Here is a 24,016-nt window from a genome sequence, read left to right on the forward strand (position 1 = left end):
TGTAAAATTATTGATATTATTTTGAACGCCAAGTCCGCAAAGATTTATTTTATAATTATTGAAAATATTTTAAGGTTCGCAAATCGAAGATTCATCGATTCCTTTACATCAATAAAAAAATTGAGATAAAGGCGCTTAGTTCAGCTAAATAATAAGAAATAAAATGTATCATTATTCTTATTTCCTATATTTGATAATCAAATTTGAAAATATGAAATCCATCGCATTTGCTCTATTATTACTATCAACAATGTCATACGCTCAGGACTTTGCCAATTTTGGCAGATATCAAAAACAAAATAAGGAAGTGCTTTCCCAAAATATTGCTCCAAACTCTGTGTTTATGGGTGATTCTATCACAGAAGGCTGGTTTTCCACAGACCCGGAATTTTTTAAGAAGAATAATTTTGTAGGAAGAGGAATTAGCGGACAGGTAACTTCGCAGATGCTTCTGAGATTCAGAGAAGATGTTATTAAACTGAAACCAAAACGTGTCATCATTCTTGCAGGAACCAATGACATTGCGGAAAATCAAGGTCCGATCTCTTTGGACAAAGTCTTTGGTAATATCGTTTCTATGGCAGAATTGGCCAAAGCGAATAACATCAAAATCGTACTTTGCTCTGCACTTCCGGCCTACGATTTCCCATGGAGAAAGGATATGAAACCTGCCGACAAAGTCATTGCACTGAATCAGATGATTAAAGATTATGCCAAGAAAAATAACCTGACCTATGTAGATTATCACTCAGTTTTGAAGGACGACAAAAATGGTTTGCCAAAAGAAATCGCGGAAGATGGCATCCATCCGAATAAATTGGGTTACGAAAAAATGGAAGCTATCCTGATGAAGAATTTAAAATAATGAATTTGGAAGAACTAAAATATCCAGTTGGGAAATTCTCAAAACCGGAATTGATTACCAAAGAAATCATCAATTCCGCCATTTCGGAAATAGAAAATTTCCCCAATCTTGTTAAGGCTGAGATTCAAAATCTTGACGACAAAGATTTAAAGTTGAAATACAGACAGGATGGCTGGACGATTTCACAAATCGTTCATCATTGTGCCGACAGTCATATCAACAGTTACGTGAGATTCAAATTGGCATTGACGGAAAATCTGCCGACCATCAAACCTTATGAAGAAAGTCTTTGGGCAGAATTGCCTGACAATCAGCTTTCGCCTTTGGTATCGCTGCAACTTTTGGAAGCTCTGCACACAAGATGGGTTAACCTTTTGAAAAGTCTTTCCGAAGAAGATTTGAACAAAGAATTGATTCATCCGGAACAATCGGAGAAGATTTCGCTCAAAGAAAATATTTTGATCTACGGATGGCATTGTCGTCATCATTTGGCTCATATTCGTCAGGCGAAGGAGTTGGGGTTTTGATTTAAATCTAAATGGAAAAAAAATACGTTGAATACAGCTATAAAAAATATACAATCTTTTTGCTTGTTACAAAACTTATTTAATCTGAAGAAAACTAAAAATATCAAGACTGTGCTTATACTATTAAGTATAATTGTTTTCATTGTTTCATTATTTCAACCTGCATTTTTTATTGACAGAATTGACTCAGATGCCTACTCTAATTCTCTGTTTCTATTTGCTCTTGGATGGATGAGCTTTTTGGGCGGAGGTTTTATTCCATTTATTATTTGGCTAGCAAATCCTATCTTTTTAATTTCAATTTTTTTAATAAATAAATCATTAAAAGCAGGAATTTTAATGAGTCTAATCTCAATCCTATTAGCTATAATTTTCGCCAATTTAAATTCTATTTTAATCAGCGAATCTGGTTCAACATCAAAAATTACTGAATTAGGTTTAGGCTTCTATTTGTGGTTAAGCAGTTTTGTCATCTTGTTTATTTCTTCTCTTTTTAATTTAAAGCATTTTAATAAATAAAATTCCTCCCGAAAAGTGTACTTTTAGCCAAAATTTTTTCAGTGATGATTTACGGAATCAACCAATTGGGATATAAGGATGTTTTAGAGATTTTAAAAAATCCTTCCAAAGCCCAACTCAATCAAAAGTCAAAAGACCAAATCATAAAATCGCAACAGAATGTTCAGAAAATTGTAGCATCTGACAGAACGGTTTATGGTATCAATACAGGCTTTGGACCACTTTGCGATGTCAAAATATCGGAAGAAGAAACGGCACAGCTTCAGCACAATCTGATTATCTCCCACGCTGTTGGAGTCGGAAAACCCATTCATAAGAACATCTCCAAAATAATGATGATTTCCAAAATCCATGCTTTGTCGAAAGGCTATTCGGGTGTTTCATTAGACGTTATCGAACGATTGATTCTGATGCTGGAACTGGATATTATTCCGGTTGTGCCGGAACAGGGTTCTGTTGGCGCATCTGGCGATTTGGCCCCGTTGGCCCATTTGGTTTTACCGCTTTTGGGATTAGGGCAGGTTTGGGAAAATGACGAAATCAAAGTCACCTCCGAAGTTTTGGAAAAAAATAACATTCAGCCGTTGAAACTCGGCCCGAAAGAAGGTTTGGGATTGATTAATGGAACTCAGTTTATTCTAGCTCATGCGATTACAGGTTTGGCAAAATTCGAATATCTTTTGGATTTGGCAGATTTGACGGCATCAATGAGTTTGGAAGCTTATCGTGGTTCTGCAAGTCCATTCAAGAAAGAATTGCACGAGATTCGTCCATTCGACGGAAGCCAAAAAGTGGCAGAAAGAATGCGAAATTTCTTGCAAGATTCAGATAATTTAAAGTCACACGAATTTTGTGACAGAGTTCAAGACCCATATTCTATGCGATGTGTTCCGCAGGTTCACGGCGCGAGCAGAAATGCCTTTGAACATCTGAAACAAATGGCAGAAACAGAACTAAATTCTGTAACCGATAATCCAATTGTTCTCAGTGCAGAAGAATCGATTTCCGGCGGTAATTTCCACGGACAATTGATGGCTTTACCTTTGGATTATGCTTCATTAGCTGCCGCAGAATTAGGAAATATTTCTGACAGAAGAAGTTATCTTCTTCTCGAAGGAAAATATGGTTTACCGAAATTATTAGTAGAAAGCTCCGGGCTTAATTCCGGTTTTATGATTCCGCAATATACCAGCGCAGCATTGGTGACAGAGAACAAAACGCTTTGTTTCCCAGCTTCAGCAGATTCTATACCGACAAGTTTAGGACAAGAAGACCATGTTTCTATGGGCAGTATTTCGGGGAGAAAATTTAATCAGATTTTGGGGAATTTGGAAAATATTCTAGCTATCGAATTAATGTTCGCTGCCCAAGGTTTGGAATTCCGAAGACCAGCAAAATGTTCTAAAATTGTTGAGAAAAATTATGACATCATCCGTTCTGTGGTTCCAAAATTAGAAGACGACCGATTGATTGGGGAAGATATTTTAAAGATTGCGGAGTTGATTAGAGAGAAGAAATTTATAGTCGCATAAATCGTTACACAAATGGTACTCCCTAAAAATATCCTAACAGTATTTTTCTTTTTCTATTCTTTATTAACATTTTCTCAATCAAAATATAAATTTGAAATTTGCGATGTCAATAAAAATGGTAGATATGAATTCCAAGAGATAGATTATACTTTATTTAAGGAAATGGTCTTCGCAGACCTTTTTGGCGAAGCAGAAGTGTACATATCAAGCCCAGACCAAGGTATTCTTAAAATTAAAAACCTATCAACTTCTCCTGCTATCGAAAATGTATGTTTGCCTAATGATAGTATTAAGGTTGTTTATGAAATTGCAATTAATTCAAAAAAAGAAATTTTTGTATCCGGTGGAAAAAGTCCTACTTCAATCTACAAAGTTGATGAAGAAAAATGTACATTTTCCCCCAATGCAACAAATCTAAGCTATGAAATTCAATCGATGTCTTTTGATGACTTAGATAATCTATATGCAGGACAGGGAAATTCAATTGTCTATAGAGGAGAAAAGAATGCGCTTTTTAATTTTTCTCCTTGGCAAAATTTTGGCTATGGAAGACCATCTGGTGATTTTGTAAAAGTGAATGGAAAATTCTATGTATCCTGGACTTCCGTTTATGATTCTCTTTTCGAAGTCGAAGTTGATAGTAACAATAATTTCATCGCTTACAAAGATCTTGGTCAAATAAAAGAAAGGACTTATGGATTAGCTTCCGAGTATGGAAAACTATATGGTGTAACACCAGATGAGCTTTATGAGATAAATGTTGATGATATGTCAACCAGAACAGTCCTGAAAAATTCCACCAATATGAGATGGTGGGGAGCAGCGGGTAAACACGAGGCATTCAAAATAAACTACACCGTTTATGAAAATATAAATGATGCAAATATCCAAAAGAATCCCATCAGCTTTCCTTACACCAACAAAACACCGTATTTCCAAACAATCTATATCAGAATTGATAATTTGCAAAACAATACATTGATTGGTATTTTCCCTTTTGATTTAATTATTAATAAATATCCCGAAATAAAAATTGAGAAGGCTTATACAGTGTGTTATAATGGTGATCACACGCCTGTGGTATTACAGACAGGTCTAGATGAAGCCAGTTATTCTTTTCAATGGCATTTGGATGGCGTTTTATTGCCAGCAGAAAATTCAGCCAGCCTGAAAACAATTCAAAAAGGCGAATATGAAGTTATTACCAAAAATAAAATAACACAATGTCAATCTTCTGAAAAAACCATAGTAAACCAATCTGATATTTTCATCAATAATGTAGATCTACAAAAAAAATATATTAATGTTTTTGCAAGCGGGAGTGATATTCCTATTCTTTATAGTATTAATCATTCTAATTGGCAAGACAGCAGCTATTTTTATGATTTCCCCTTTGGAGATCTGGTATTTTCTGTGAAAAATTCAAAAAACTGTGTGAGTAAAGAAATTTTTAAAAGAAATATCCCTTTCAATCTGATTACTCCTAATGGAGACGGGAAAAATGATTACTTTACTTTTGATTATTCAATTGTAAAGAATAATTATGAAATTACAATTTTTACAAAAACAGGGGGTATAATTTTGAAAACAAAATTAGATGACAATTTTAAATGGAATGGAAAAGACAAAACAGGTCAAAATCTTCCATCTGACAACTATTGGTATGCTATAACTGAAAGCGGAAATCTAATTTACTCAAACTATATTATTCTAAAGAACTATTAATGAAAACCCTCAGAACAACCTCAGAAAATCCACACTTCCAAAATCTCGTAAAACAATTGGATGCTTATCTCGCTGTGATGGATGGCGATGAACACACTTTTTATAATCAATACAACAAAATCGATATGCTGAAACATTGCATAGTGATTTATGATAATGGTGAAGCTGTAGCTTGTGGAGCGATAAAAGAATTGGATTCAAAATCGATGGAAGTGAAGAGAATGTTCACAATTCCTGAGAAACGTGGGAAAGGTTTAGCTTCTAAAATTTTAAACGAATTAGAAACCTGGGCAAAAGAATTAGGTTACGAAAAAACAGTTCTGGAGACAGGCAAAAGACAAACGGAAGCTGTTGCACTTTACAACAAATGTGGATACAAAATTATTCCGAATTATGGACAGTATATTGGTGTTGATAATAGTATTTGTTTTGAGAAAGAATTATAAAATATCTCGCTGATTTTGCAGATTTTCTAACGTAATTATCTGCTGAATCTGCAAAATCAGCGAGATATTTAACTTTTCAAAATAAAAAATCAATTCCCAAACTGATAATCCAGTGGCAGCATCTTCGAAACATTTTGATTAGAAAAACTCTCTTCCAAAATCAACAAATCCGGTTCCGAACAAATACCTTCCGGAAAAATCTCAAATTCTGCTGCTTCGGGATGTATTAGTGATGATTGAGAAACAGCATTGGCCGATTTGATCAATTCATCTTTCTTGATTTCGTAATAGTACTTCTGATAATTGACCATTAATAAGTCATTAAAATCAAGGAACAGTCTGCCTTCTTTACGTTTCGCGAAATCAGATTCTTTGATTTTCGTCTTTAGAATTGCTAAGACGAATGGAGAATTTTTATTTTTTCGCTGCGAGATTTCTTCCAACTCCGGCGATAGATTTACAGTCATCACTTTCTGAGTTCTCATAAAACTGAAATAATCTTCCAGCTTCTGCAATTCAGCTTCAGTTGGGTACTTTGGATTCGGGATTCGTTTGGCGTGATTGACGATGAAACCTTCCTTTTCTAATTCATTGTTATAAAGACTCCTGAAAAAATGCATCAAACTGCCTTGGTAAGCATTCATCCGGTTGAGAATTACATTTTTCTTATTGCTGGTTTCTTTGAAAAAAGAAGTTCCTAAATAACTATTGGTTTTGTTTTTAAAATCCGCCTCAAAGTTGATGAGATTATATTGAATACTGTAACCTAGATTTTTATTTTCGATAATCAAAGTCTGTGGCGCTTTTACTTTCAGAAATTGATTCTTTTTATCGTAAGAAAATTTAAGCGTGCGTTGATTTTTTATAGAAACTCCTTCCCTATCAAACCCAATAAATTTATCTAAAAAGTAATTGATAAAATCTTTATAAGCCTGCTCTGTGTAAGGAATAATGACAACTTCTTCAATCTCTTTAATAGGGTTTATAATCACTTTGACTGATTTTCCGATAGCTTGATTAAGTGGAAAAATACTTGTTTCGTAATTATCTTTCTGGAAAATCAGATTTCCACTTTTTTGTCCTTGAACATCAAGTTGAAAACTTCCGTCATTAGTAGAAACTGTTGAAACTTTAGTTCCGTCAAGATAGACATTAACATTGGAAATCAAATTCCCATTTTCAGTTTGGATTTTTCCTGAAATAATCTGAGAAAAGCAACAGCAGACAAAACTAAAGTAAAAGCAAAAAAGTAATATTCTTTTCATTAAAACAATATTACTAATTTTTTAGTTATAAAAAGAATTATTTAAAAATTAACCAATTCTTATCGATGTCATACTCAATGAGCCGCCAATCAACGAGTCATTGAATAATGATAATTCTTCTGATTTTTCTTTCAGTCCGAGATTGTAAATCATTGGCAGAAAGTGGTCAGGTGTCGGAATTGCATATTGCAAAAACGAACCTTGTTTCTGATAATCGATGAGTTTTTGAAAATCGCCGTCCAAAAGCCAATTGTTGGTTTTTTCTCGTGCTTCTATTGCCCAATCCCAGCCGGCTCCTACGGTATCAATATTTTTCCAGTCAATCAACCGGAGATTATGAACAATGTTTCCGCTTCCGATAATAAGGATTCCTTTTTCGCGGAGTTTGGATAATTTTTTTGCTAAATCAAAATGATATTGAGGTGGTTTTGTATAATCAATACTTAACTGGATAACCGGAATATCCGCATCAGGATAAAGGTGTCTGAGAACTGACCAGGCACCGTGGTCCAATCCCCAATTGTGGTCTTCTTCCACCAAAACCGGAGATAATAATCCAGCCGTTTCTTCAGCCAATTCCGGACTTCCTTTTGCAGGATATTGAACATCGAACAATTCTTTTGGAAAACCATAAAAATCGTGAATGGTTTTCGGCATTTCCATCGCCGTTACAAAAGTTCCTCTCGTAAACCAATGCGCAGAAATACAGATAATGGCATTCGGTTTCGGGATTTCCTTGCTGATATTCCTGAATCCCTGAACAAAAACATTCTCCTCGATAGCGTTCATCGGAGAACCGTGTCCTAAAAACAGAACCGGCATCTTTTCTGTGGTTCGGAAGTTGTCAGATATTTTTGAAAGGTCGTTGAGGTTCATAATTTTTTGTAAAAAAGTAAGTATGTAGTAAGTTTTGATTGAGTTTTGTTTCTCGCGGATTTGGCAGATTCAGCAAATCTTTAATTTAACATAATATTTGTCATTCGGTAGGAATCTCAGCAGTTGAGATTTCTACCGAATGACAAAGCTGTGTTTTTATATTGACTGTTTGTTTTTATGTATTCTCAAAATCAAAAAAAGTATAAACAAAGCGAACTCTGTTTATACTTTAAAAAACTCAAACTATAAATACTATTGTATTCTTTTATTGTTTTACAAACTGCAATTCGCCTGCAAGTTTTACTTCTTCGCTCACCATTACGCCGCCTGTTTCCAAAGCTGCGTTCCAGGTCAGACCGAAGTCGCTTCTTTTGATTTTTCCTTCGAAAGAGAAACCTGCTTTGGTATTTCCCCAAGGGTCAGAGTTGATTCCGCCGAAGTCCACGTCCAATGTTACTGGTTTTGTAACGCCGTTGATTGTAAGGTTTCCTGTAACATCTCCGTTCAAAGTAGTCGCCTCGAAAGTGATTTTCGGGTTAGCTTCTGCGTTGAAGAAATCCGCAGATTTCAGGTGATTGTCACGGTCTGTGTTGTTGGTGAAAATAGAATCCGTATCGATGAAAGCTGAAACTTTTGCGTTCGCAAATGTATCGTCTTCTGCATCGATTTCTGCGTTGAAAGTCGTGAATTCTCCTTTTACGTTGGAAATCATCAAGTGTTTTACTTTGAAAGTGATTTCGCTATGCGTTGGGTCCAATAACCATTTAGTTGCCATAATTTTAATATTTTGTTGTTAATTATGATGCAAATTTAGTCCGCTGAGATTGCCCTCACATTGATGTAAGTTAAGAATTATATTTCTCGGTTAAATATTTCCAGTACCGCTTCGGAACGTGCTGAATGTGGAGTTTGGTATTTTTCCGTTCCTTGATATTGGTTTTGGTAAAATAGCTTTGCCAAAGCGTTTGGTATTTTTTTTCTTCGTCGTGGAATTTTTCTTTGTATTGATTGAGATTCAGATTTCCATCAGGATAGAAGAAGTCGCAGTTTTCCAAATCGTAGAACAATCCGTAATGTCTTCGAAGGTCATAAATCATCCATTTCTGGTCGGCATATCTGTCTTTGAAATGTTTTCTGATTAAAGGCAGAACATTGAAATCCGGGTCTATTTTTGCAAAATAAATATCATCCTGCATTTTCTCGAATCTTACAAAAGCAGTCATCCTGTGTCTTTCCCGACTCACGGATTTGCAGATTTTGGCGATTTTTAGAATATCATCATTTGCAAAATTCTGAAGAATGTTTTCGTTTGGATGTTTAACAGATTGTTTTATGGCAGATAAAATCAATTGTTCCATTTCAGAATCTTCTGATAAAAAGACTTTTAATAATTGATTGATACCTGACTTGCCAATATTTTTTTCTAATTTATTAAGGACTCTTTCCGATTTTTCCTGTTGAGTAATAACTTCGTGAATCTCTGCGAACATATTTTCCTGTTGGAAAGTTTCTCTATTTTTGATTTCCACATCCTGATAACGGTATTCGAAAACTTCAAATATCGCTGTAAAAAGTCCGTCGAAACTACCATCGTAGAGGAGAGTTGTCATTTTTTGAGTTGGAGAGTTTAGGAATTTGAAAGTTTGAAAGATTTAGCGTTCAGGCTGAGGCTTTCGAAGCTATTCTATTTAGAACAAAGTCAATTGTTGGGAAAACTGATTCTGAAACTTGGATTGACTTCCACCGATAATTAATTTCCTTAGATTCAAATCTGTTAAATGTTTCAGAAATGGATTTCCATAAGTGAAATCAATGAAATACTTAGCCCGATTTACAGCTGCTCCCAATTTTTTAAGATGGTCAATTGTCAAAACTTGAAACTGTCTTGCACTCACAATTTTCTGAGCTGTTTTCACACCAATTCCCGGGATTCTGAGAATCATTTTGTAATCCGCAGTTTGAAGGTTGACAGGAAATTGTTCCAGATGCCGCAATGCCCAACTCAATTTCGGGTCCACTTCCAAATCCAAAAATGGCATCCCTGAATCCAGAATTTCATCGGCTTTAAAACCATAAAAACGCATCAGCCAATCTGATTGATACAAACGGTTTTCTCTTAGAACAGGAACTTCCGCCGTGATGGCCGGCAAACGATTATCCACAGTCACAGGAATATAACCCGAATAATAAACCCGTTTCATACCGTAATTTTTATAGAAATGGTCAGCCACTTTGATGATTTGCAAATCATTTTCATTGGTTGCCCCCACAATCATTTGGGTTGATTGTCCGGCTGGTGCAAATTTCGGAACACTTCGGATGATTTTTTTCTCATCTTTATATTGCTGAATTCCTTTCTGAACAATTCTCATCGGCTGAAGCATATCTTCACGATTTTTATCAGGCGCTAATAATTTCAAACCAGATTCGGTTGGAATTTCTAAGTTGACGGAAAGTCTATCAGCGTAAAGTGCCGCTTCATTCATCAAATCATCACTCGCTCCAGGAATCGATTTTAAGTGAATATAACCATTGAAATTATGTTCAGTTCTCAGCTTTTTCGCAACCCGAACCAAACGTTCCATTGTCGTATCCGCATCTTTGAAAATCCCTGAACTCAGAAACAAACCTTCGATATAATTTCTTCTGTAAAAACTAATCGTCAAATCCACGACTTCTTCCACTGTGAAAGCAGCCCGTTTGATATCATTCGATTTTCTGGAAACACAATAGATGCAGTCGTAAATGCAATGATTGGTGAGAAGGATTTTGAGAAGTGAGACACAACGCCCGTCCTCTGTGTAAGTATGACAAATTCCGCTTGCAGAGCTATCTCCCAATCCTCCATTATTCTTTCTTTTTCCACCACTGGAAGAACACGAGACATCGTACTTTGCAGCATCTGCAAGTATTTCGAGTTTTTCTTTGATGCGGTCGAAGTTCATTTTTGGAGGATTATTTTTCGTAGAATTGATTTAGAATTGAATGTCAAAAATAATTCCATTAATGCGAAAGTCAAGCATTATATGCACTAACTTATTAACAAAATATGTTAAAATTAAAACGCTGATTATTTATGATATTTTTCTTCCAAAGTTTCAAAAACCTTTTCAATTCCTTCCTGAGCAAGGCCTGAAGATACATTACCCAATATAATGATAGCTAAATTCTTTTCCTTCATTATGGTTACTGAAGACATAAAACCATTGGCGTTTCCAAAATTGCGGATAAAAGATGTTCCTTTATCATTTGTCATATTGAACCATCCAAATGAAAATTTCGGAAATCCAAATAAAAGCTGGTCAAAAACATTTTGTTCCAATATTTTTCCCTTTCCTTGGATTCCCTGCAAGTAATTTTGAATGAACAACGAATAATCAGTGAGCGATATATTAAGATTACCTGCAGTTAAGAGCCAGTTTAATTTTATATTTTCCGTATTGATTGGATTTAATTCACTATCGTGTCCATAAGTCTGCATTTTATCTTTTACATTCGGACTCCCGAACTGAAAGGTAATGCCCAGATTTTTGCCTAACTCTTCAACCAGCAGATTGTAACTTTTGCGACTAGCTTTTTCCAGCATCAAACCTGCTAAAACATATCCAAGATTGGTGAGATATAAGTTATCTTCATTTTTATCTACACTTTTTCTACCCAAAAGATATTTTGCAATTTTATAACGTTGTTCCTGATTGGTCCCCGTCATTTTCAGTGATTTAGGAATGTCAGTATCATAAGAAAATGAAGTTAAAGGAGTTTTGAAATTAAGGAGATTAACCAAAGTAAAATCCGCTTCGTTCTGAGTGGTTTTAAGTTCGGGAAACAAGCTGAAGAATCCCGTATTCCAATTGATTTTTCCTTTTGAAACCAAATCTGCAGCAATAAATGAGGTAACCGCCTTGGTATTAGACCCTATATGGAATCTATTTTTTAACCCAATCTTTGAATCCGAGTGTATTTTATTAATTCCATACACATTCATTTCCAAAACCGAATCAGAAGTCAAAACTGCGATACCTAAGGCCGGAATCTTATATTGAGTTCTTATACTATCAATTTTATCAGAAAAAACCTGTGCTTTTAAATTAAAACTTAATAAAAACATCAGTATTATTTTAAACTCCTTTTTCATTTATACCTTTTAACTACGAATCTTAATATTGCGCAAATCTACAAACTTCCTAATTCCAAATCTCAACTTTTAAACTCAAATCTCTATCTTTACAACTCAAAAAACAGATTATGAATCATCAACCTGTTGAAGGGTTTTCAAAACTTTCCAAACAAAGAAAAATCGACTGGCTTATTTCGGAATATCTGAGTAACGACAGAAGTTACGAGCAGATTTTACAACAATATTGGAATAACGACCACGACTTGCAAAAACTTCACGAAGAGTTCTCGGAAAACACGATTTCCAATTTTTATATGCCTTACGGAATTGCTCCGAATTTCCTGATTGACGGAAAACTTTTGGCACTTCCAATGGCTGTGGAAGAAAGTTCGGTGGTTGCTGCTGCTTCCAAAGCTGCAAAATTCTGGCTTGATAAAGGCGGTTTCAAAACAACAATTATCAACACAGAAAAACTCGGTCATACACATTTTGTACTGAATGTTGAGCCTCATAAACTGCTTCATTTTTTCAATTTTAAATTGAAGAAAAAATTGCTTGAAGAAACGGAAGATATCACTGCCAATATGAGAAAAAGAGGCGGCGGAATCCTGGATATCAAACTCATTGATAAAACTGCCGAACTGGAAAATTATTTCCAGCTGAAAGCAAGCTTTGATACGGTAGATTCGATGGGTGCGAATTTTATTAATTCCTGCCTGGAGCAATTCGGGAAAACTTTGAAAGAAGAAGTGGCGAAAGAAGCAGAATTTTCTCAGGAAGAAAAAGAATCGCTTCAAATTGTAATGAATATTCTTTCCAATTACACACCGGATTGCGTCGTAAGAGCCGAAGTTTCCTGTAAAATTGAAGATTTGAAAGACGACAGCGGTATTTCCAACGAAGAATTTGCGTGGAAATTCAAACGTGCTGTGACGATTGCCGAAATCGAGCCTTATAGAGCAACAACTCACAACAAAGGTATTATGAATGGTGTGGATGCTGTGGTTATCGCAACCGGAAATGACTTTCGTGCGACGGAAGCTTGCGCCCACGCTTATGCATCGAAAAACGGAAAATATTCTTCTTTAACGCATTGTACAACAGACAATGGGATTTTCAGATTCTGGATTGATTTACCTATTTCTGTTGGTGTTGTTGGCGGATTGACTAATCTTCATCCTTTGGTTAAATTCTCTTTAGCACTTTTAGGAAAACCTTCTGCTCAGGAATTGATGAGTATTTTGGCGGTTTCTGGATTAGCTCAAAACTTTGGCGCGCTTCGTTCTTTGGTAACTACGGGAATCCAAAAAGGTCATATGAAGATGCATCTCTTCAATATTTTGAACCAGTTTGGAGCGACGGAAGAAGAGAAACAGCATTTTGTGACTTATTTCAAAGATAAAACGGTGAGTCATCACGAAGTGATTTCGGAATTGGAGAAATTGAGAAATAAATAAGATTATGTTTGGATTAGCTTTATCAGCACTGATCTTGGTTTTCGGAATATTTTTGAAGATAACGAATAATCCAGGATTTGCAAGTTCCAAGAGGTTTTCTTGGCTGTTTATCGCTTTGGGAATCATTACACTAATTGGAAAGATTATTATTTTAAATCAAAAAGGAGAATTATAAAAATGAAAAACTTTACTTTAATCATAGGCGGAATCTACGGTTTGTTATCTGTAGTTCTTGGCGCATTTGGCGCACACGCTTTCAAAAAAATATTATCTGTAGAAAGATTGGAAAGCTTTGAAACCGGTGTGAGATATCAAATCTATGCGGCTTTCTTTTTGTTGATTGTTGGCTACATTTTAAAATTTGAAACCTCATCTGAAAAATGGATTTCGATTTTGATGATTGCTGGCGCATTTTTGTTTTCTGTCAGTATTTATTTCTTGAGTTTTCAAGATTATTGGGGCGTTAATTTGAAATTTCTTGGTCCAATCACACCACTTGGAGGTTTGTTTATGATTATCTCCTGGGGAATGCTGATTTGGTATTTTACTAAGACGAAATTTAACTAACCAAAATGTTCTTCATCTTCGGAATCAAAACCAAACTCGCAGGAAAAGAAGAGCGTAAAGTCTTGAAAAATGGCTTTATGGCAAATGCTATTGTCTCGGTTTATAAGAATTATTTCGAATTGTTTTTCATTCCGCTTTTTCCGTTCGGTAAAAAGTACAGCATCTATATTCCACATTCCGACGAATATTATGAAACGGGATTTGGTTCATCCAATATGCCGAAAGAATATCTGGAAATCTGTAAAGAAGTAGGGAGAATGTATTGACAGCAAGTTATTCCGAAAACTGATTTCAATCAGACATTTATATAATGTAATTCGTCACTTTTTCTTAAATTTGTCAATCTTATAAAATTTAAAAATTAATCAATAATATATTATGAATCTTCACGAGTATCAATCAAAAGAGATTTTAGCAAAATACGGGGTTAACATCCAACGTGGTTTTGTTGCAAACAACGTAGATGAGGCAGTTGCTGCTGCTGAAAAATTAACTGCTGAAACCGGTGCACAAGGTTGGGTTGTAAAAGCTCAGATCCACGCTGGTGGACGTGGAAAAGGTGGAGGTGTTAAGTTTTCTCCTAATATGGATAAACTTAAGGAAAACGCCGGAAACATCATCGGGATGCAGCTGATCACGCCGCAGACTTCTGCTGAAGGTAAAAAAGTAAACTCTGTATTGGTTGCGGAAGATGTATATTATCCTGGAGAAACTGAAACTAAAGAATTTTATGTTTCTATCCTTTTGGACAGAGCTCTTGGAAAAAACACCATCGTATATTCTACAGAAGGTGGAATGGACATTGAGCACGTTGCTGAAGTAACGCCTCATTTGATCCACAAAGAAGTGATTGACCCAGCTTACGGACTACAAGGTTTCCAGGCTAGAAAAATTGCTTTCGGTCTTGGATTGGAAGGTAATGCTTTCAAAGAATTTACAAAATTCATCACTTCATTATATAACGCTTACGTAGGAATCGATGCATCTCTTTTCGAAATCAACCCGGTTTTGAAAACTTCTGATAACAAGATCATCGCTGTAGATGCTAAAGTAACTTTGGATGGTAACTCATTGTTTCGTCACAAAGATCTTGCTGAGTTGAGAGATACAAGAGAAGAAGATCCATTGGATGTTGAAGCTGGGGAAGCTGGTCTTAACTTCGTGAAGTTGGACGGAAACGTTGCTTGTATGGTAAACGGTGCTGGTCTAGCAATGGCAACTATGGACATCATCAAATTATCTGGTGGAAATCCTGCAAACTTCCTCGACGTTGGTGGAACTGCTGATGCACAGAGAGTTCAAACGGCTTTCGGAATTATCCTGAGAGATCCGAACGTAAAAGCAATCTTGATCAACATCTTCGGAGGAATCGTAAGATGTGACAGAGTTGCTCAAGGTGTTGTTGATGCTTACAACGCTATGGGAAGCCTTCCTGTTCCATTGATCGTAAGATTACAAGGTACAAATGCAGTAGAAGCGAAACAACTGATTGACGAAGCTGGATTGCCGATCCACTCTGCGATCACTTTGGAAGAAGCTGCAAACAAAGTAAAAGAAGTTTTGGCCTAAGACTAAAATTTTAAATAAATATAAAACCCGACTCATTAAGAATCGGGTTTCTTTTTTATAAAGTTTAGATCATGATCAATCTAAAATTATTCTTTATTTTCTAAATGATTTTGTTCTGCATTGGTAATATTAATACTCGTTGGTGTAACAAGATTGATTCCTTCTTTCATTAATGTCTCATTGATTTTGATAATTGCGACACTTTTCAGTTTTCCAAAATCACTTCCAATTTCCAACCAGAATTTTACCTGAAGAGTGAAAACACCTTGCTTCACATCAGTTAAAAGAACATCAGTTGTATCAGCTTTATCAACGTGTTGTAATGTTTTGATTGTTGCTAAAATTACATTTTTAGCTTTATCAATATCTTCGCCAACAGGAATTTCTAAATTAAATATAATTCTGCGTTGCGGTGATGCTGTAATATTGAAAAATGGTGAGTTAAAAATCACCTGATTCGGAATATAAACTTTTTTACCATCATCCGTAATGAGCTTGGTTGTCAATAATCCAATATCTTGCACTGTCCCAGAATTGCCGCCAATCGTAACATAGTCTCCTATTTTAAAAGCCTTGTCCACACTTACCAGCATTCCAGAGAACATACTTGAAACCAAATCTTTTAATGCAACCCCGGCAATCACCCCGGCAACACCTAAACTCCCTAAGAACTTCATAAAGAAACCACTGAAACCCATGATCTCCAAAGCAATGAAAGTTCCCATCAAAATGATAAGAAATTTGAATATTGCAATAAGAGTAACAACAGAATCGCTCTTGGTCTTTGGAAAGAATTTGTGAAACAGTTTCACAGACCATCTACTTAGATAAGTGCTTGTCATTAGGAAAAATAGAAATACCAATATCCCGACAATCAATCTGGGAGTAAGTTCTGCAAAACTAATATACCACCTCTGTAGAACGGCATAGACCGTGTGTAAATATTCCATGATTTCAATTTAATAAAAAAACCGACAAAAAGCCGGCTAATGTTATAATATTATCTTAAATTATTTAGCTTCATTCGCAATTCTTTTGGCTTGACCAGAAGGTAGATAAATACTGAAACCTACGTTGAAACTGATCTTTGAAGTCAGACCTTCATTTCCGAAACCTGCAACTCCATTATATTTTACTAAACCTTCGATTCCGATATTTGGGGTGATGAAGTAAGAATAACCAGGACCGACCCCGAAATCAAGACCTGTTGTAGAAATTCCGTTTTCTACGGATGTTCCGCCTATACCAACATTACCCTCGAAGAACCAACGCCCGTGATTCAAAAGATTATCAACCCCTTGTTCACCCGGTGAAAGAAAATATCTTCCCAAAGCACCAACCGCATAATTAAATTGTGTTGACTGCCCTTTACCCGGTTTCATGAAACCTAAATTAACATAACCTCCCAATGCTGTATTATCTTTGATAAAATAGGCTGCTTTTGGCTGAATAGAGAAATCATATCCTGCACCTGTATTTAGGCCAAAGTTACTTGTCACCAAGCTACTTCCTACCATCCAGTTTCCTTCTTGTATCTGCGCTTTGGTTGTAGATAATAAACCTGCTCCAATCGTTAATGCACCAAATAATAATTTTTTCATATTGTTAAATTTTTCGTTTATAATTATATTTTCTACAATTTACAAACGTTGTGCCATTTAAGACTCTGGAAGTTTTGGAGAGTAATATCTACTTAGTGTTGTTATATTTTATAATTTTTCCAGGGTTGCCTACGACCACTGCAAAATCGGGAACGTCTCTTATAATAACCGCACCCGCTCCTATTAAACTATTTTCTCCGACTTCTTTGACACCGGTCATTACAGTAGAAGCAATTCCACAAAAAACATTGCTATTAAAATGAATATTTGCTCCGATATTGCTTCCTTGTGAAAAGAAACAGCCTTGGTCTATGATATTATGATGCGCTATATTAACTCCCATACTTATTAAAACAAAATCTTTTATTTGAGTCAAAGGCATAATCTGAGTTCCCGGTAGAATGTAAACCCCTTTTCCAATCTCTACCGAAGGATGAATCTTCGCCGTTCCATGTATGAAGTTAGGCGTTTTGAATCCCTTTTCAATCGTTCTCTGTAATAGCTGAACCCTTACCTTATTATTTCCTATAGGAATAAAAACATTAGTTGAAATATCAATGTTACTTAACAGAAAATCAAAATCTCCCAAAACCTTGACATCATTGATCTTCATATTCTGAAGAGTCTGATTATCATCTATAAAACCAAGTATATTATATTCATCTTTCAGATATTCTGCATATACTTGTCCATATGTTCCTGCTCCTACGATTACACAATTTTCTTTCATTAATTTTTCCCATTAAAACGTTCGACTGTTGCTTGTCCTTCTTGCGATATGCCTTCTCTAATAATTACTTTTTTTATTGTAAGGAGTATAATCTTAACATCCAATAGAAAAGAGATATGATCTGCGTAATAAATATCCAATTCAAATTTTCTTGTCCATGAAATGGCATTTCTTCCATTCACCTGAGCCCAACCGGTAATGCCTGGTCTTACATCGTGTCTCCTTTTTTGTTCTTCGCTGTAAAGTGGCAAATAATAAGTTCTCAAAGGGCGTGGTCCGATCAAACTCATATCACCTTTTAAAACGTTGATTAACTGAGGCAGTTCATCCAAAGATGTTTTTCTTACGAATGCTCCTATTTTTGTTAAACGATCTTTATCTGGTAAAAGCTCGCCATTTGACCCCTTCTTATCATTCATTGTCTTGAATTTGATGATATTGAAGACTTTTTCCTTCAATCCGGGCCTTTCCTGAAAGAAAAACGGCTTACCCTGATTTGCAACATACAAACACACTGTTACGATAATGAAAATCGGTGAAAGAACAATAATTGCAATCAGTGCAACTACGAAATCAAGTAATCGTTTAAAAAAAATCCTGTACATTGTCTATTTTTCTAATAACGTGTTATATTCTTTTAGGATCTCATTCCATAAAAACCCCCTTTCATAATCTCGAACGACCAAATCTCTACTCCTTTCACCCATTTGTTTTGCTATTTGAGGATTTTGTAATAATTCCAGCATTTTATCATGCAAATCTTTCTGATTCTTTGAAGGTACGATATAACCATTAACGCCATCGCGAATGATCTCGTTGCAACCGCTGATATCTGTTGCGATAGATGGAAGCCCTAAAGCCCCAGCCTGCAGTAAAACATTGGGAAATCCTTCACGATAGCTTGGGAAAACAAACAAATCAGAAATGCTTAAATATGGTCTTATATCTTTCTGATAGCCAACAGTTATAATGTTTGGATTAGCCTCGATCAAAGCTTCGGTTTCCGGCTTTATAGGATCTAGTTTTTTTTCAAAAGTTCCGACAAGAATGAGCTTTGTATACTGATTTTTCTGATTGATGTCGGAAAAAGCTTCTATTAGTTCATTAATCCCTTTGTCTTTTACGATTCTTCCAACAAAAACATATACAAAATCATCTGATTCTATTGCTAACGACTTTCTTAGAATGTCTTTTTCATTTTCTGAAATGAGAGCCGGATCAAAATAAGTGGAATCAATTCCATTCACATTCCCATTTCCTATTATTTTTAAAGGTTTATTGGTTATCCTGAATTTTTTTAAATCATTCTTGACACCCTGACCCTCTGGGTAAATATTGGTTGCACAATAGCACAAAAGCTTGTCCATTGCTATCAATATCTTTTGCATCATCCCTTTTTTATATGGAAATATCAATCCTGTAAATGTATGCATCCTTATCGGAACGCCAGCCAACTTGCCAGCAAGCATAGATAATAATCCGGCTTTGGGAGTGATCGAGTGTATAACATCAGGTCTTTCTCTTTTAAAATATCTGTAGAGATTTATAAGGGAGACAAAATCTTTGAGTGGAGATATCTGACGTTGCATCTCTATAGGGTATACATTTACATGTTCTCTATTTTTAACTTCTTTCAAATCAGTCCCTTTTCCTGAAATTGCTGTTATTTCAAAATACTTGTTTAAAAACCCTAATTGTCCTTTCAATAAAGAATTAAGAGAAATTGGAACTGTTGACAGTCTGAAAATCTTATGTTTCATTATGAGAGGTTTAGATATATTATTTGGGGATATTTGTGCCTTGATATAATTCTTTTATATCTGATATGATTTTATTTCGACTTACATCTAATTTATAGAGATAATCATTGATCTTTTTCTTATTTAAATCATAATTATCAGAGATTTCATCAAACATTTTAATCAAGCCAGTTCCTGTAACATCATCTATCTGCACAACAAATTCATCAAAATTAAAGTCTCCCATGATACCTTTTGCTTTGTTACCTCCGTATCCAATTGCAATAGAAGGCACCAAAGAAGTCAATGAAAAAATAACTGAATGGAAACGTGTACCTACAAAAATCGAGAAAAACGAGTATAAGGCCTTTAGATCATCACAATCCAAATTCTCATTGATCCAAACCACATTGTTATTTTTTTCAATTTTTTTCAAGAGATCTTTAATAGCATTACGATCATCTTCATGGGAATTGGGACCTATTGATTGATTACACAGTGCTACTTTATATCCTTTTTTTACAGAATAATCTATAAGTTCACGAACAGAGTTAAGGTATTTTTCATATAATTCCGTAGGGTTTTCTTTTCCTGGGAATCTCCATGGCCTCACTGTTATGCCTACTATTTTATCATTTGGTGACAGATTGTATTTATTTAATAATTCTATTGCTTTTTCTTCTAATCCTTTCTGTAGGAAAAATCCTAGATCCATTTCTACAGGAACATTCTTTCCGAGAAGGTTAGACATTGCATCCGCCGAAACTTTCTCTCTTGCATACACCAGATCTAATTTATTGAAAACAGTCTTCACTTGTGATTCTACTGTCAATCCTTTAAAAGGCCCATATGAATTGGGAAGGAAAACCACCTTCTTATTCATTCTCTTGGCTAGTCTTACGTAGAATAAAAAATACCACATAAGATAGGGTGCAGTTCTTTCCCCGTAAGCATGAATAAAACCTCCTCCTTTTACAAAAACTGTATCTGAGTTTCTGAATTCTGAAACAGTTTTCTGAACTTTATTATTGTAAAAAATCTTTATAAGAAATGGAATGTTCGCAATCAATATCAAAAATCTGGTACTCAAAAAATCTAAACCTGCATTTTTAATTTGTTTTGCTAATTCCAGCTTTGATTCTTGGATATGCTCTTCATTTTTATGGCGTCCTCGTCTTGGGTGTTTTAGAATATTCTCCAGAACAGGATAGCCTCTTCGTCTGGTTTGCCCGCTCAATTTTTCTCTCTCTTCTTCTGTCTCACCCGAATTAAGAATAAAAACAGATCCATACAGTCCTGTATCTTTTACCAAACGGTAACTCTCCCAAACCAAAGCTTGATCTCCTTTATTCATATCCGTTATTGCCGGAACAATTATCGCTTTCATTTTCTATTTATTTAATTTTTTATTAACAGCTGTTTTCTTTGTATTCTTTATATATAAATATAGAAGCAGACCAAATGGAAAAGCTAAGATTGTAGTTAATTTTGCAGGTGAGTCTTTAAGAAGATTTTTGCTATCTCCTAATAATTTTGAGGATATATAGTGAATAGTATTTTGAAATTTTTCTTTATAATTAAGAGCAAATCTCATTTTTGCCAATCTGTAATAAGCAAATGAATTTGGGCTTTCGCGATATTGCTTAATCAAATTATTTGACAGTCCATCCTCCATATATTCTACAATACAGAAAATTTCATTGAATACCAAAAGCTTATGCTGTTGTTCTATGAAAAGATATAAATAACTGGTCACTGGAAATTTTTCATTTCCGAATCTTGGATAAGGGAGATACTTGTTGAAAACTTTTCTATTATGTACAAATTTTTTGTCTCCGCTTATTTTATAGGTTGTATAAAGTTCTGAGAATTTGGCTTCTTTTACATTGGGCAAATTAGTCCCAATTATATTACCGTTAGTATAAGCATCTAGTCCCACCATACCTGCGCACTCTTCGTAGCCATGTTTTTCCCAAAGGTCTAGAATTAATTCTATTGCGTTGTGTGGCATAAAATCATCCGAATCAATACATACACAGAGCTCGGTATCCATGATATAATGAGCCGTATTATGAGCTGCGACCATACCCATATTTTCTTGAAAATGGTAGATGATTTCAATTTCATTCTCTTTGCCCCATGCCTCTACAACTTCTTTGGTATTATCCACAGAACCATCATCTATTATCAACCATTTAAAATTTTTAGAGGTTTGATTTTTCAGACTTTCATAAAGTTTGGGCAAAAGATGTGCTCTGTTATAAGTCGGTGTAAATACGGTTATTTTTTTCATTTTCCTTTAATAACATTCATAAAATAAGTAAACATAAAATATGCAAAAAGAATAAGAGCAAAGGTTTTGTACTGATCTTTCCAAATTTTGTAACGAAACATAGGGTATATAAAGACCGCTGGCATGAGAAACCATGACAAATAAGCAAAACGATTGCTAAAAGCGGCTGTAATTACTAAAATCCAAAAAGAATTAGCGATAGTGTATACCCCAAAAATGTGGATATAAAACCGGTCTACAATCTGTTTTTTAAAAATAAAATACCAGCCTATAAAAACAGCTGAAGCACTATAAAACAAAAAATCCCATCGAAAACCTGTTTGAGAGAACTGTTCTAAATTTTCTTCTGAATTGGTGAGATAACCAGATGTCCGATCCTCAAAGCCTAAACCTGCAAATAGAGTAGTCCAGGCACTGCCACCTACCAATGATAACGGTATGGAGGCAAACCAAATATAAAGATATATTTTAGGGTTCTTGTAAACTCCCGACACCACAAATGCAGCAATAGGTATAATTAAAGATGCATGCATGAAATAACCTAAAGTAAAAATCATATACATGAGCACTTTTCTGTTATAGAAATAAAGGCCTAAAATAAATAAGGAGGTTGCCAAACCATTTCTTAATCCATTGGTACCATAAGCCCAAAATGAAAAGGAGCCTATAAACATAAACATAGCAAAAAACCAATATTTTCCAAAATATTTCCGAGAAAATAAAAAACTGGGTATAATGTATAATATATCTAGCAACAAAAAAAAACTGTGCACATCCATGAAATTACTACACCATTTCATGAAATAATTGAACACATAATCTTTCTGAATTTTTGCTTCCTGCCCATTCCGCATTGCTTTGAATATTCCCGCATAAGTGGAAGTATCTCCAAAATAATGCACGCTGATTGGACGTAGTCCCATATATAATATCAAAACCAGCACTATAAAATAGCCTAATGGTCCAAAAATTTTAATGCTTTGCTGATCTGCAACGTCAAATATTAATGAATTAAATACTATAAACAATGCTACTAATAATAGCACATGATAATGGGTTGCGGTATAATATTCTATGGGAATCCAATCAAACATATAAGAATCATTTTTACAGTCCTTTAAACGTATTGTCCCAAATATCTGCAATCTTTGTTAATTGAAAGCGTTGGACATTTTCCTTTGCTTTTTGCCCCATAGATTTCCGAAGATCTTCATCAGCCATCAGTTTTTCTAATCGACCTGCTAGATCAGATATGTTGCCGTTAGCTACCAAATAACCATCTATATCCTCTTGTATAATATCTGATGGTCCGTAATCACAATCAAAGCTCACGCAAGGGAGGCCACATGCCATTGCTTCTATCAGTACCATACCGAAGCCTTCAAAACGAGAAGACATTACATAAATAGAACTTTCTAAATATTTTTGTTGAATATTTTTTTCGGGTGAAAAATAATACACATTATTTGGTAAATTTCTTGTGTCTAAAAAATTTTTATTTTCTTTTCCATACAAATGCAGTTCCCAATCTGGAAATCTGGCGTTAACCAACTCCCATGCTTGTAGCAACAGGTCTTGGCCTTTCTGGTAAGAAATTTTACCAACACAAATCACCTGCTTTTTGTCTAAATCAGAAGATTCTTCTGGTTGGAAAGACAAAGGATTTGGTATGACCATCAGGTTATCAAGCATCTCCCATTCTTTAAGGTTTCCATTAGTTAAAACTACAAATTTTTCATATCTAGCACCGAATTTTTCCATCAGCAACCATTTTGCTTTTGTCAATAATGATTTGAGAAATCCATCATTAGATTTGGCCTCAGCTAGTTTGGAAACATGCCGTTCGTATATTAATTTGGCTTTTGTTTTAATTATGCTTGGGATAAAAAAGCCTTTCAGTCCGTCATCACAAACTGAAATAATATCCGGTTGAACTTCATCTACAATCATTTGAATCCCTTTTTTGTAGGATTTAAAATATTGAATAGGATTACCAGTTACATCAATAGAAAGCATATCAATCTTCGGACTGAAAGTATAGAATGGATTGACATGGTTCTTATTAAGAGACAAAATCGTCACATTATAATTATAATGTTCTGCCAAGTATGAAGCCTTTAAAGCTAAGACTCTTTCTAGTCCGCCAGAACCATTGATTCCATTGGTGATATATAGTAATCTAATCATA

The 24,016-nt window shown here is 34.9% G+C and carries 25 protein-coding genes; 10 read left to right on the forward strand and 15 right to left on the reverse strand.

From position 1 onward, the window contains the following. Positions 1 to 211: 211 nt before the first annotated feature. Genes RTX21_RS03790 through RTX21_RS03815 form a run of 6 tightly spaced genes read left to right on the forward strand, consistent with a single transcriptional unit; the run spans position 212 to position 5,614 of the window. Positions 212 to 865, forward strand: a complete 654-nt coding sequence (locus RTX21_RS03790) for an SGNH/GDSL hydrolase family protein (RefSeq protein WP_312765386.1) — start codon at positions 212 to 214, stop codon at positions 863 to 865. Next, a complete protein-coding gene (locus RTX21_RS03795; RefSeq protein WP_312765387.1) occupies positions 865 to 1,392 on the forward strand; it encodes a YfiT family bacillithiol transferase in 528 nt (175 codons plus the stop codon). The genes RTX21_RS03790 and RTX21_RS03795 overlap by 1 nt, the downstream gene beginning before the upstream one ends. A 27-nt stretch (positions 1,393 to 1,419) precedes the next feature. Then, positions 1,420 to 1,911, forward strand: coding sequence for a hypothetical protein (locus RTX21_RS03800; protein ID WP_312765388.1), 492 nt, complete (start codon positions 1,420 to 1,422; stop codon positions 1,909 to 1,911). A gap of 44 nt (positions 1,912 to 1,955) precedes the next feature. Further along, positions 1,956 to 3,443, forward strand: a complete 1,488-nt coding sequence (hutH, locus tag RTX21_RS03805) for a histidine ammonia-lyase (RefSeq protein ID WP_312765389.1) — start codon at positions 1,956 to 1,958, stop codon at positions 3,441 to 3,443. 12 nt (positions 3,444 to 3,455) lie between these two features. Beyond that, a complete protein-coding gene (locus RTX21_RS03810) occupies positions 3,456 to 5,168 on the forward strand; it encodes a T9SS type B sorting domain-containing protein (RefSeq protein ID WP_312765391.1) in 1,713 nt (570 codons plus the stop codon). Further along, positions 5,168 to 5,614 (forward strand): GNAT family N-acetyltransferase, encoded by a 447-nt coding sequence (locus tag RTX21_RS03815; protein WP_312765392.1) that lies wholly within the window; start codon positions 5,168 to 5,170, stop codon positions 5,612 to 5,614. Before RTX21_RS03810 ends, RTX21_RS03815 begins: the two co-directional genes overlap by 1 nt. Before the next feature lie 89 nt (positions 5,615 to 5,703). Here the strand turns inward: RTX21_RS03815 and RTX21_RS03820 are convergent, their stop codons facing one another. From RTX21_RS03820 to RTX21_RS03845, 6 genes are all read right to left on the reverse strand, one after another. Further along, positions 5,704 to 6,879, reverse strand: a complete 1,176-nt coding sequence (locus tag RTX21_RS03820; RefSeq protein WP_312765393.1) for a hypothetical protein — start codon at positions 6,877 to 6,879, stop codon at positions 5,704 to 5,706. 48 nt (positions 6,880 to 6,927) lie between these two features. Further along, positions 6,928 to 7,755: a 4,5-DOPA dioxygenase extradiol gene (ygiD, locus tag RTX21_RS03825; protein WP_312765394.1), complete on the reverse strand. Its 828-nt coding sequence runs from the start codon at positions 7,753 to 7,755 to the stop codon at positions 6,928 to 6,930. 265 nt (positions 7,756 to 8,020) lie between these two features. Then, positions 8,021 to 8,530 carry a YceI family protein gene (locus RTX21_RS03830; RefSeq protein WP_312765396.1) on the reverse strand — a complete coding sequence of 170 codons (510 nt, stop codon included), beginning with the start codon at positions 8,528 to 8,530 and terminating at the stop codon, positions 8,021 to 8,023. 70 nt (positions 8,531 to 8,600) lie between these two features. Then, positions 8,601 to 9,365, reverse strand: a complete 765-nt coding sequence (locus RTX21_RS03835; RefSeq protein ID WP_312765397.1) for a TIGR03915 family putative DNA repair protein — start codon at positions 9,363 to 9,365, stop codon at positions 8,601 to 8,603. A 78-nt stretch (positions 9,366 to 9,443) separates the two neighbouring features. Beyond that, positions 9,444 to 10,700: a putative DNA modification/repair radical SAM protein gene (locus RTX21_RS03840; protein WP_312765398.1), complete on the reverse strand. Its 1,257-nt coding sequence runs from the start codon at positions 10,698 to 10,700 to the stop codon at positions 9,444 to 9,446. A gap of 125 nt (positions 10,701 to 10,825) precedes the next feature. After that, positions 10,826 to 11,863: a serine hydrolase gene (locus RTX21_RS03845; protein WP_312765399.1), complete on the reverse strand. Its 1,038-nt coding sequence runs from the start codon at positions 11,861 to 11,863 to the stop codon at positions 10,826 to 10,828. A gap of 137 nt (positions 11,864 to 12,000) precedes the next feature. Between RTX21_RS03845 and RTX21_RS03850 the strand changes: the two genes are divergently transcribed. From RTX21_RS03850 to sucC, 4 genes are all read left to right on the forward strand, one after another. Further along, a complete protein-coding gene (locus tag RTX21_RS03850; protein ID WP_312765400.1) occupies positions 12,001 to 13,329 on the forward strand; it encodes a hydroxymethylglutaryl-CoA reductase, degradative in 1,329 nt (442 codons plus the stop codon). Positions 13,330 to 13,506: 177 nt separating this feature from the next. Continuing rightward, positions 13,507 to 13,896 (forward strand): DUF423 domain-containing protein, encoded by a 390-nt coding sequence (locus tag RTX21_RS03855; protein ID WP_312765401.1) that lies wholly within the window; start codon positions 13,507 to 13,509, stop codon positions 13,894 to 13,896. Between the two features lie 5 nt (positions 13,897 to 13,901). Next, entirely contained in the window at positions 13,902 to 14,162 is a 261-nt protein-coding gene (locus RTX21_RS03860; RefSeq protein ID WP_312765402.1) for a hypothetical protein, read from the forward strand. A gap of 112 nt (positions 14,163 to 14,274) precedes the next feature. Next, a complete protein-coding gene (gene sucC / locus RTX21_RS03865; protein WP_312765403.1) occupies positions 14,275 to 15,465 on the forward strand; it encodes an ADP-forming succinate--CoA ligase subunit beta in 1,191 nt (396 codons plus the stop codon). 86 nt (positions 15,466 to 15,551) lie between these two features. Here the strand turns inward: sucC and RTX21_RS03870 are convergent, their stop codons facing one another. From RTX21_RS03870 to RTX21_RS03910, 9 genes are all read right to left on the reverse strand, one after another. After that, a complete protein-coding gene (locus tag RTX21_RS03870) occupies positions 15,552 to 16,415 on the reverse strand; it encodes a mechanosensitive ion channel domain-containing protein (protein WP_312765404.1) in 864 nt (287 codons plus the stop codon). A gap of 60 nt (positions 16,416 to 16,475) precedes the next feature. Then, positions 16,476 to 17,066 carry a hypothetical protein gene (locus RTX21_RS03875; RefSeq protein WP_312765405.1) on the reverse strand — a complete coding sequence of 197 codons (591 nt, stop codon included), beginning with the start codon at positions 17,064 to 17,066 and terminating at the stop codon, positions 16,476 to 16,478. A gap of 88 nt (positions 17,067 to 17,154) precedes the next feature. Beyond that, entirely contained in the window at positions 17,155 to 17,796 is a 642-nt protein-coding gene (locus tag RTX21_RS03880) for a NeuD/PglB/VioB family sugar acetyltransferase (protein ID WP_312765406.1), read from the reverse strand. Then, positions 17,796 to 18,401, reverse strand: a complete 606-nt coding sequence (locus RTX21_RS03885) for a sugar transferase (RefSeq protein WP_312765407.1) — start codon at positions 18,399 to 18,401, stop codon at positions 17,796 to 17,798. The genes RTX21_RS03880 and RTX21_RS03885 overlap by 1 nt, the downstream gene beginning before the upstream one ends. 3 nt (positions 18,402 to 18,404) lie before the next feature. After that, positions 18,405 to 19,556, reverse strand: coding sequence for a glycosyltransferase family 4 protein (locus RTX21_RS03890; protein WP_312765408.1), 1,152 nt, complete (start codon positions 19,554 to 19,556; stop codon positions 18,405 to 18,407). Between the two features lie 19 nt (positions 19,557 to 19,575). Continuing rightward, the gene (locus tag RTX21_RS03895) at positions 19,576 to 20,922 is read right to left on the reverse strand and encodes a polysaccharide pyruvyl transferase family protein (RefSeq protein WP_312765409.1); all 1,347 of its coding nucleotides are present in this window, start codon (positions 20,920 to 20,922) and stop codon (positions 19,576 to 19,578) included. 3 nt (positions 20,923 to 20,925) lie between these two features. After that, positions 20,926 to 21,828 (reverse strand): glycosyltransferase family 2 protein, encoded by a 903-nt coding sequence (locus RTX21_RS03900; protein WP_312765410.1) that lies wholly within the window; start codon positions 21,826 to 21,828, stop codon positions 20,926 to 20,928. Continuing rightward, a complete protein-coding gene (locus RTX21_RS03905) occupies positions 21,825 to 22,922 on the reverse strand; it encodes an EpsG family protein (protein ID WP_312765411.1) in 1,098 nt (365 codons plus the stop codon). The genes RTX21_RS03900 and RTX21_RS03905 overlap by 4 nt, the downstream gene beginning before the upstream one ends. Before the next feature lie 13 nt (positions 22,923 to 22,935). Continuing rightward, positions 22,936 to 24,015, reverse strand: coding sequence for a glycosyltransferase family 4 protein (locus tag RTX21_RS03910; protein WP_312765413.1), 1,080 nt, complete (start codon positions 24,013 to 24,015; stop codon positions 22,936 to 22,938). Position 24,016: the final 1 nt, after the last annotated feature.

The sequence above is a fragment of the Epilithonimonas sp. genome, assembly GCF_032054305.1.
In the GTDB taxonomy this organism is placed as follows: Bacteria; Bacteroidota; Bacteroidia; order Flavobacteriales; family Weeksellaceae; genus Epilithonimonas.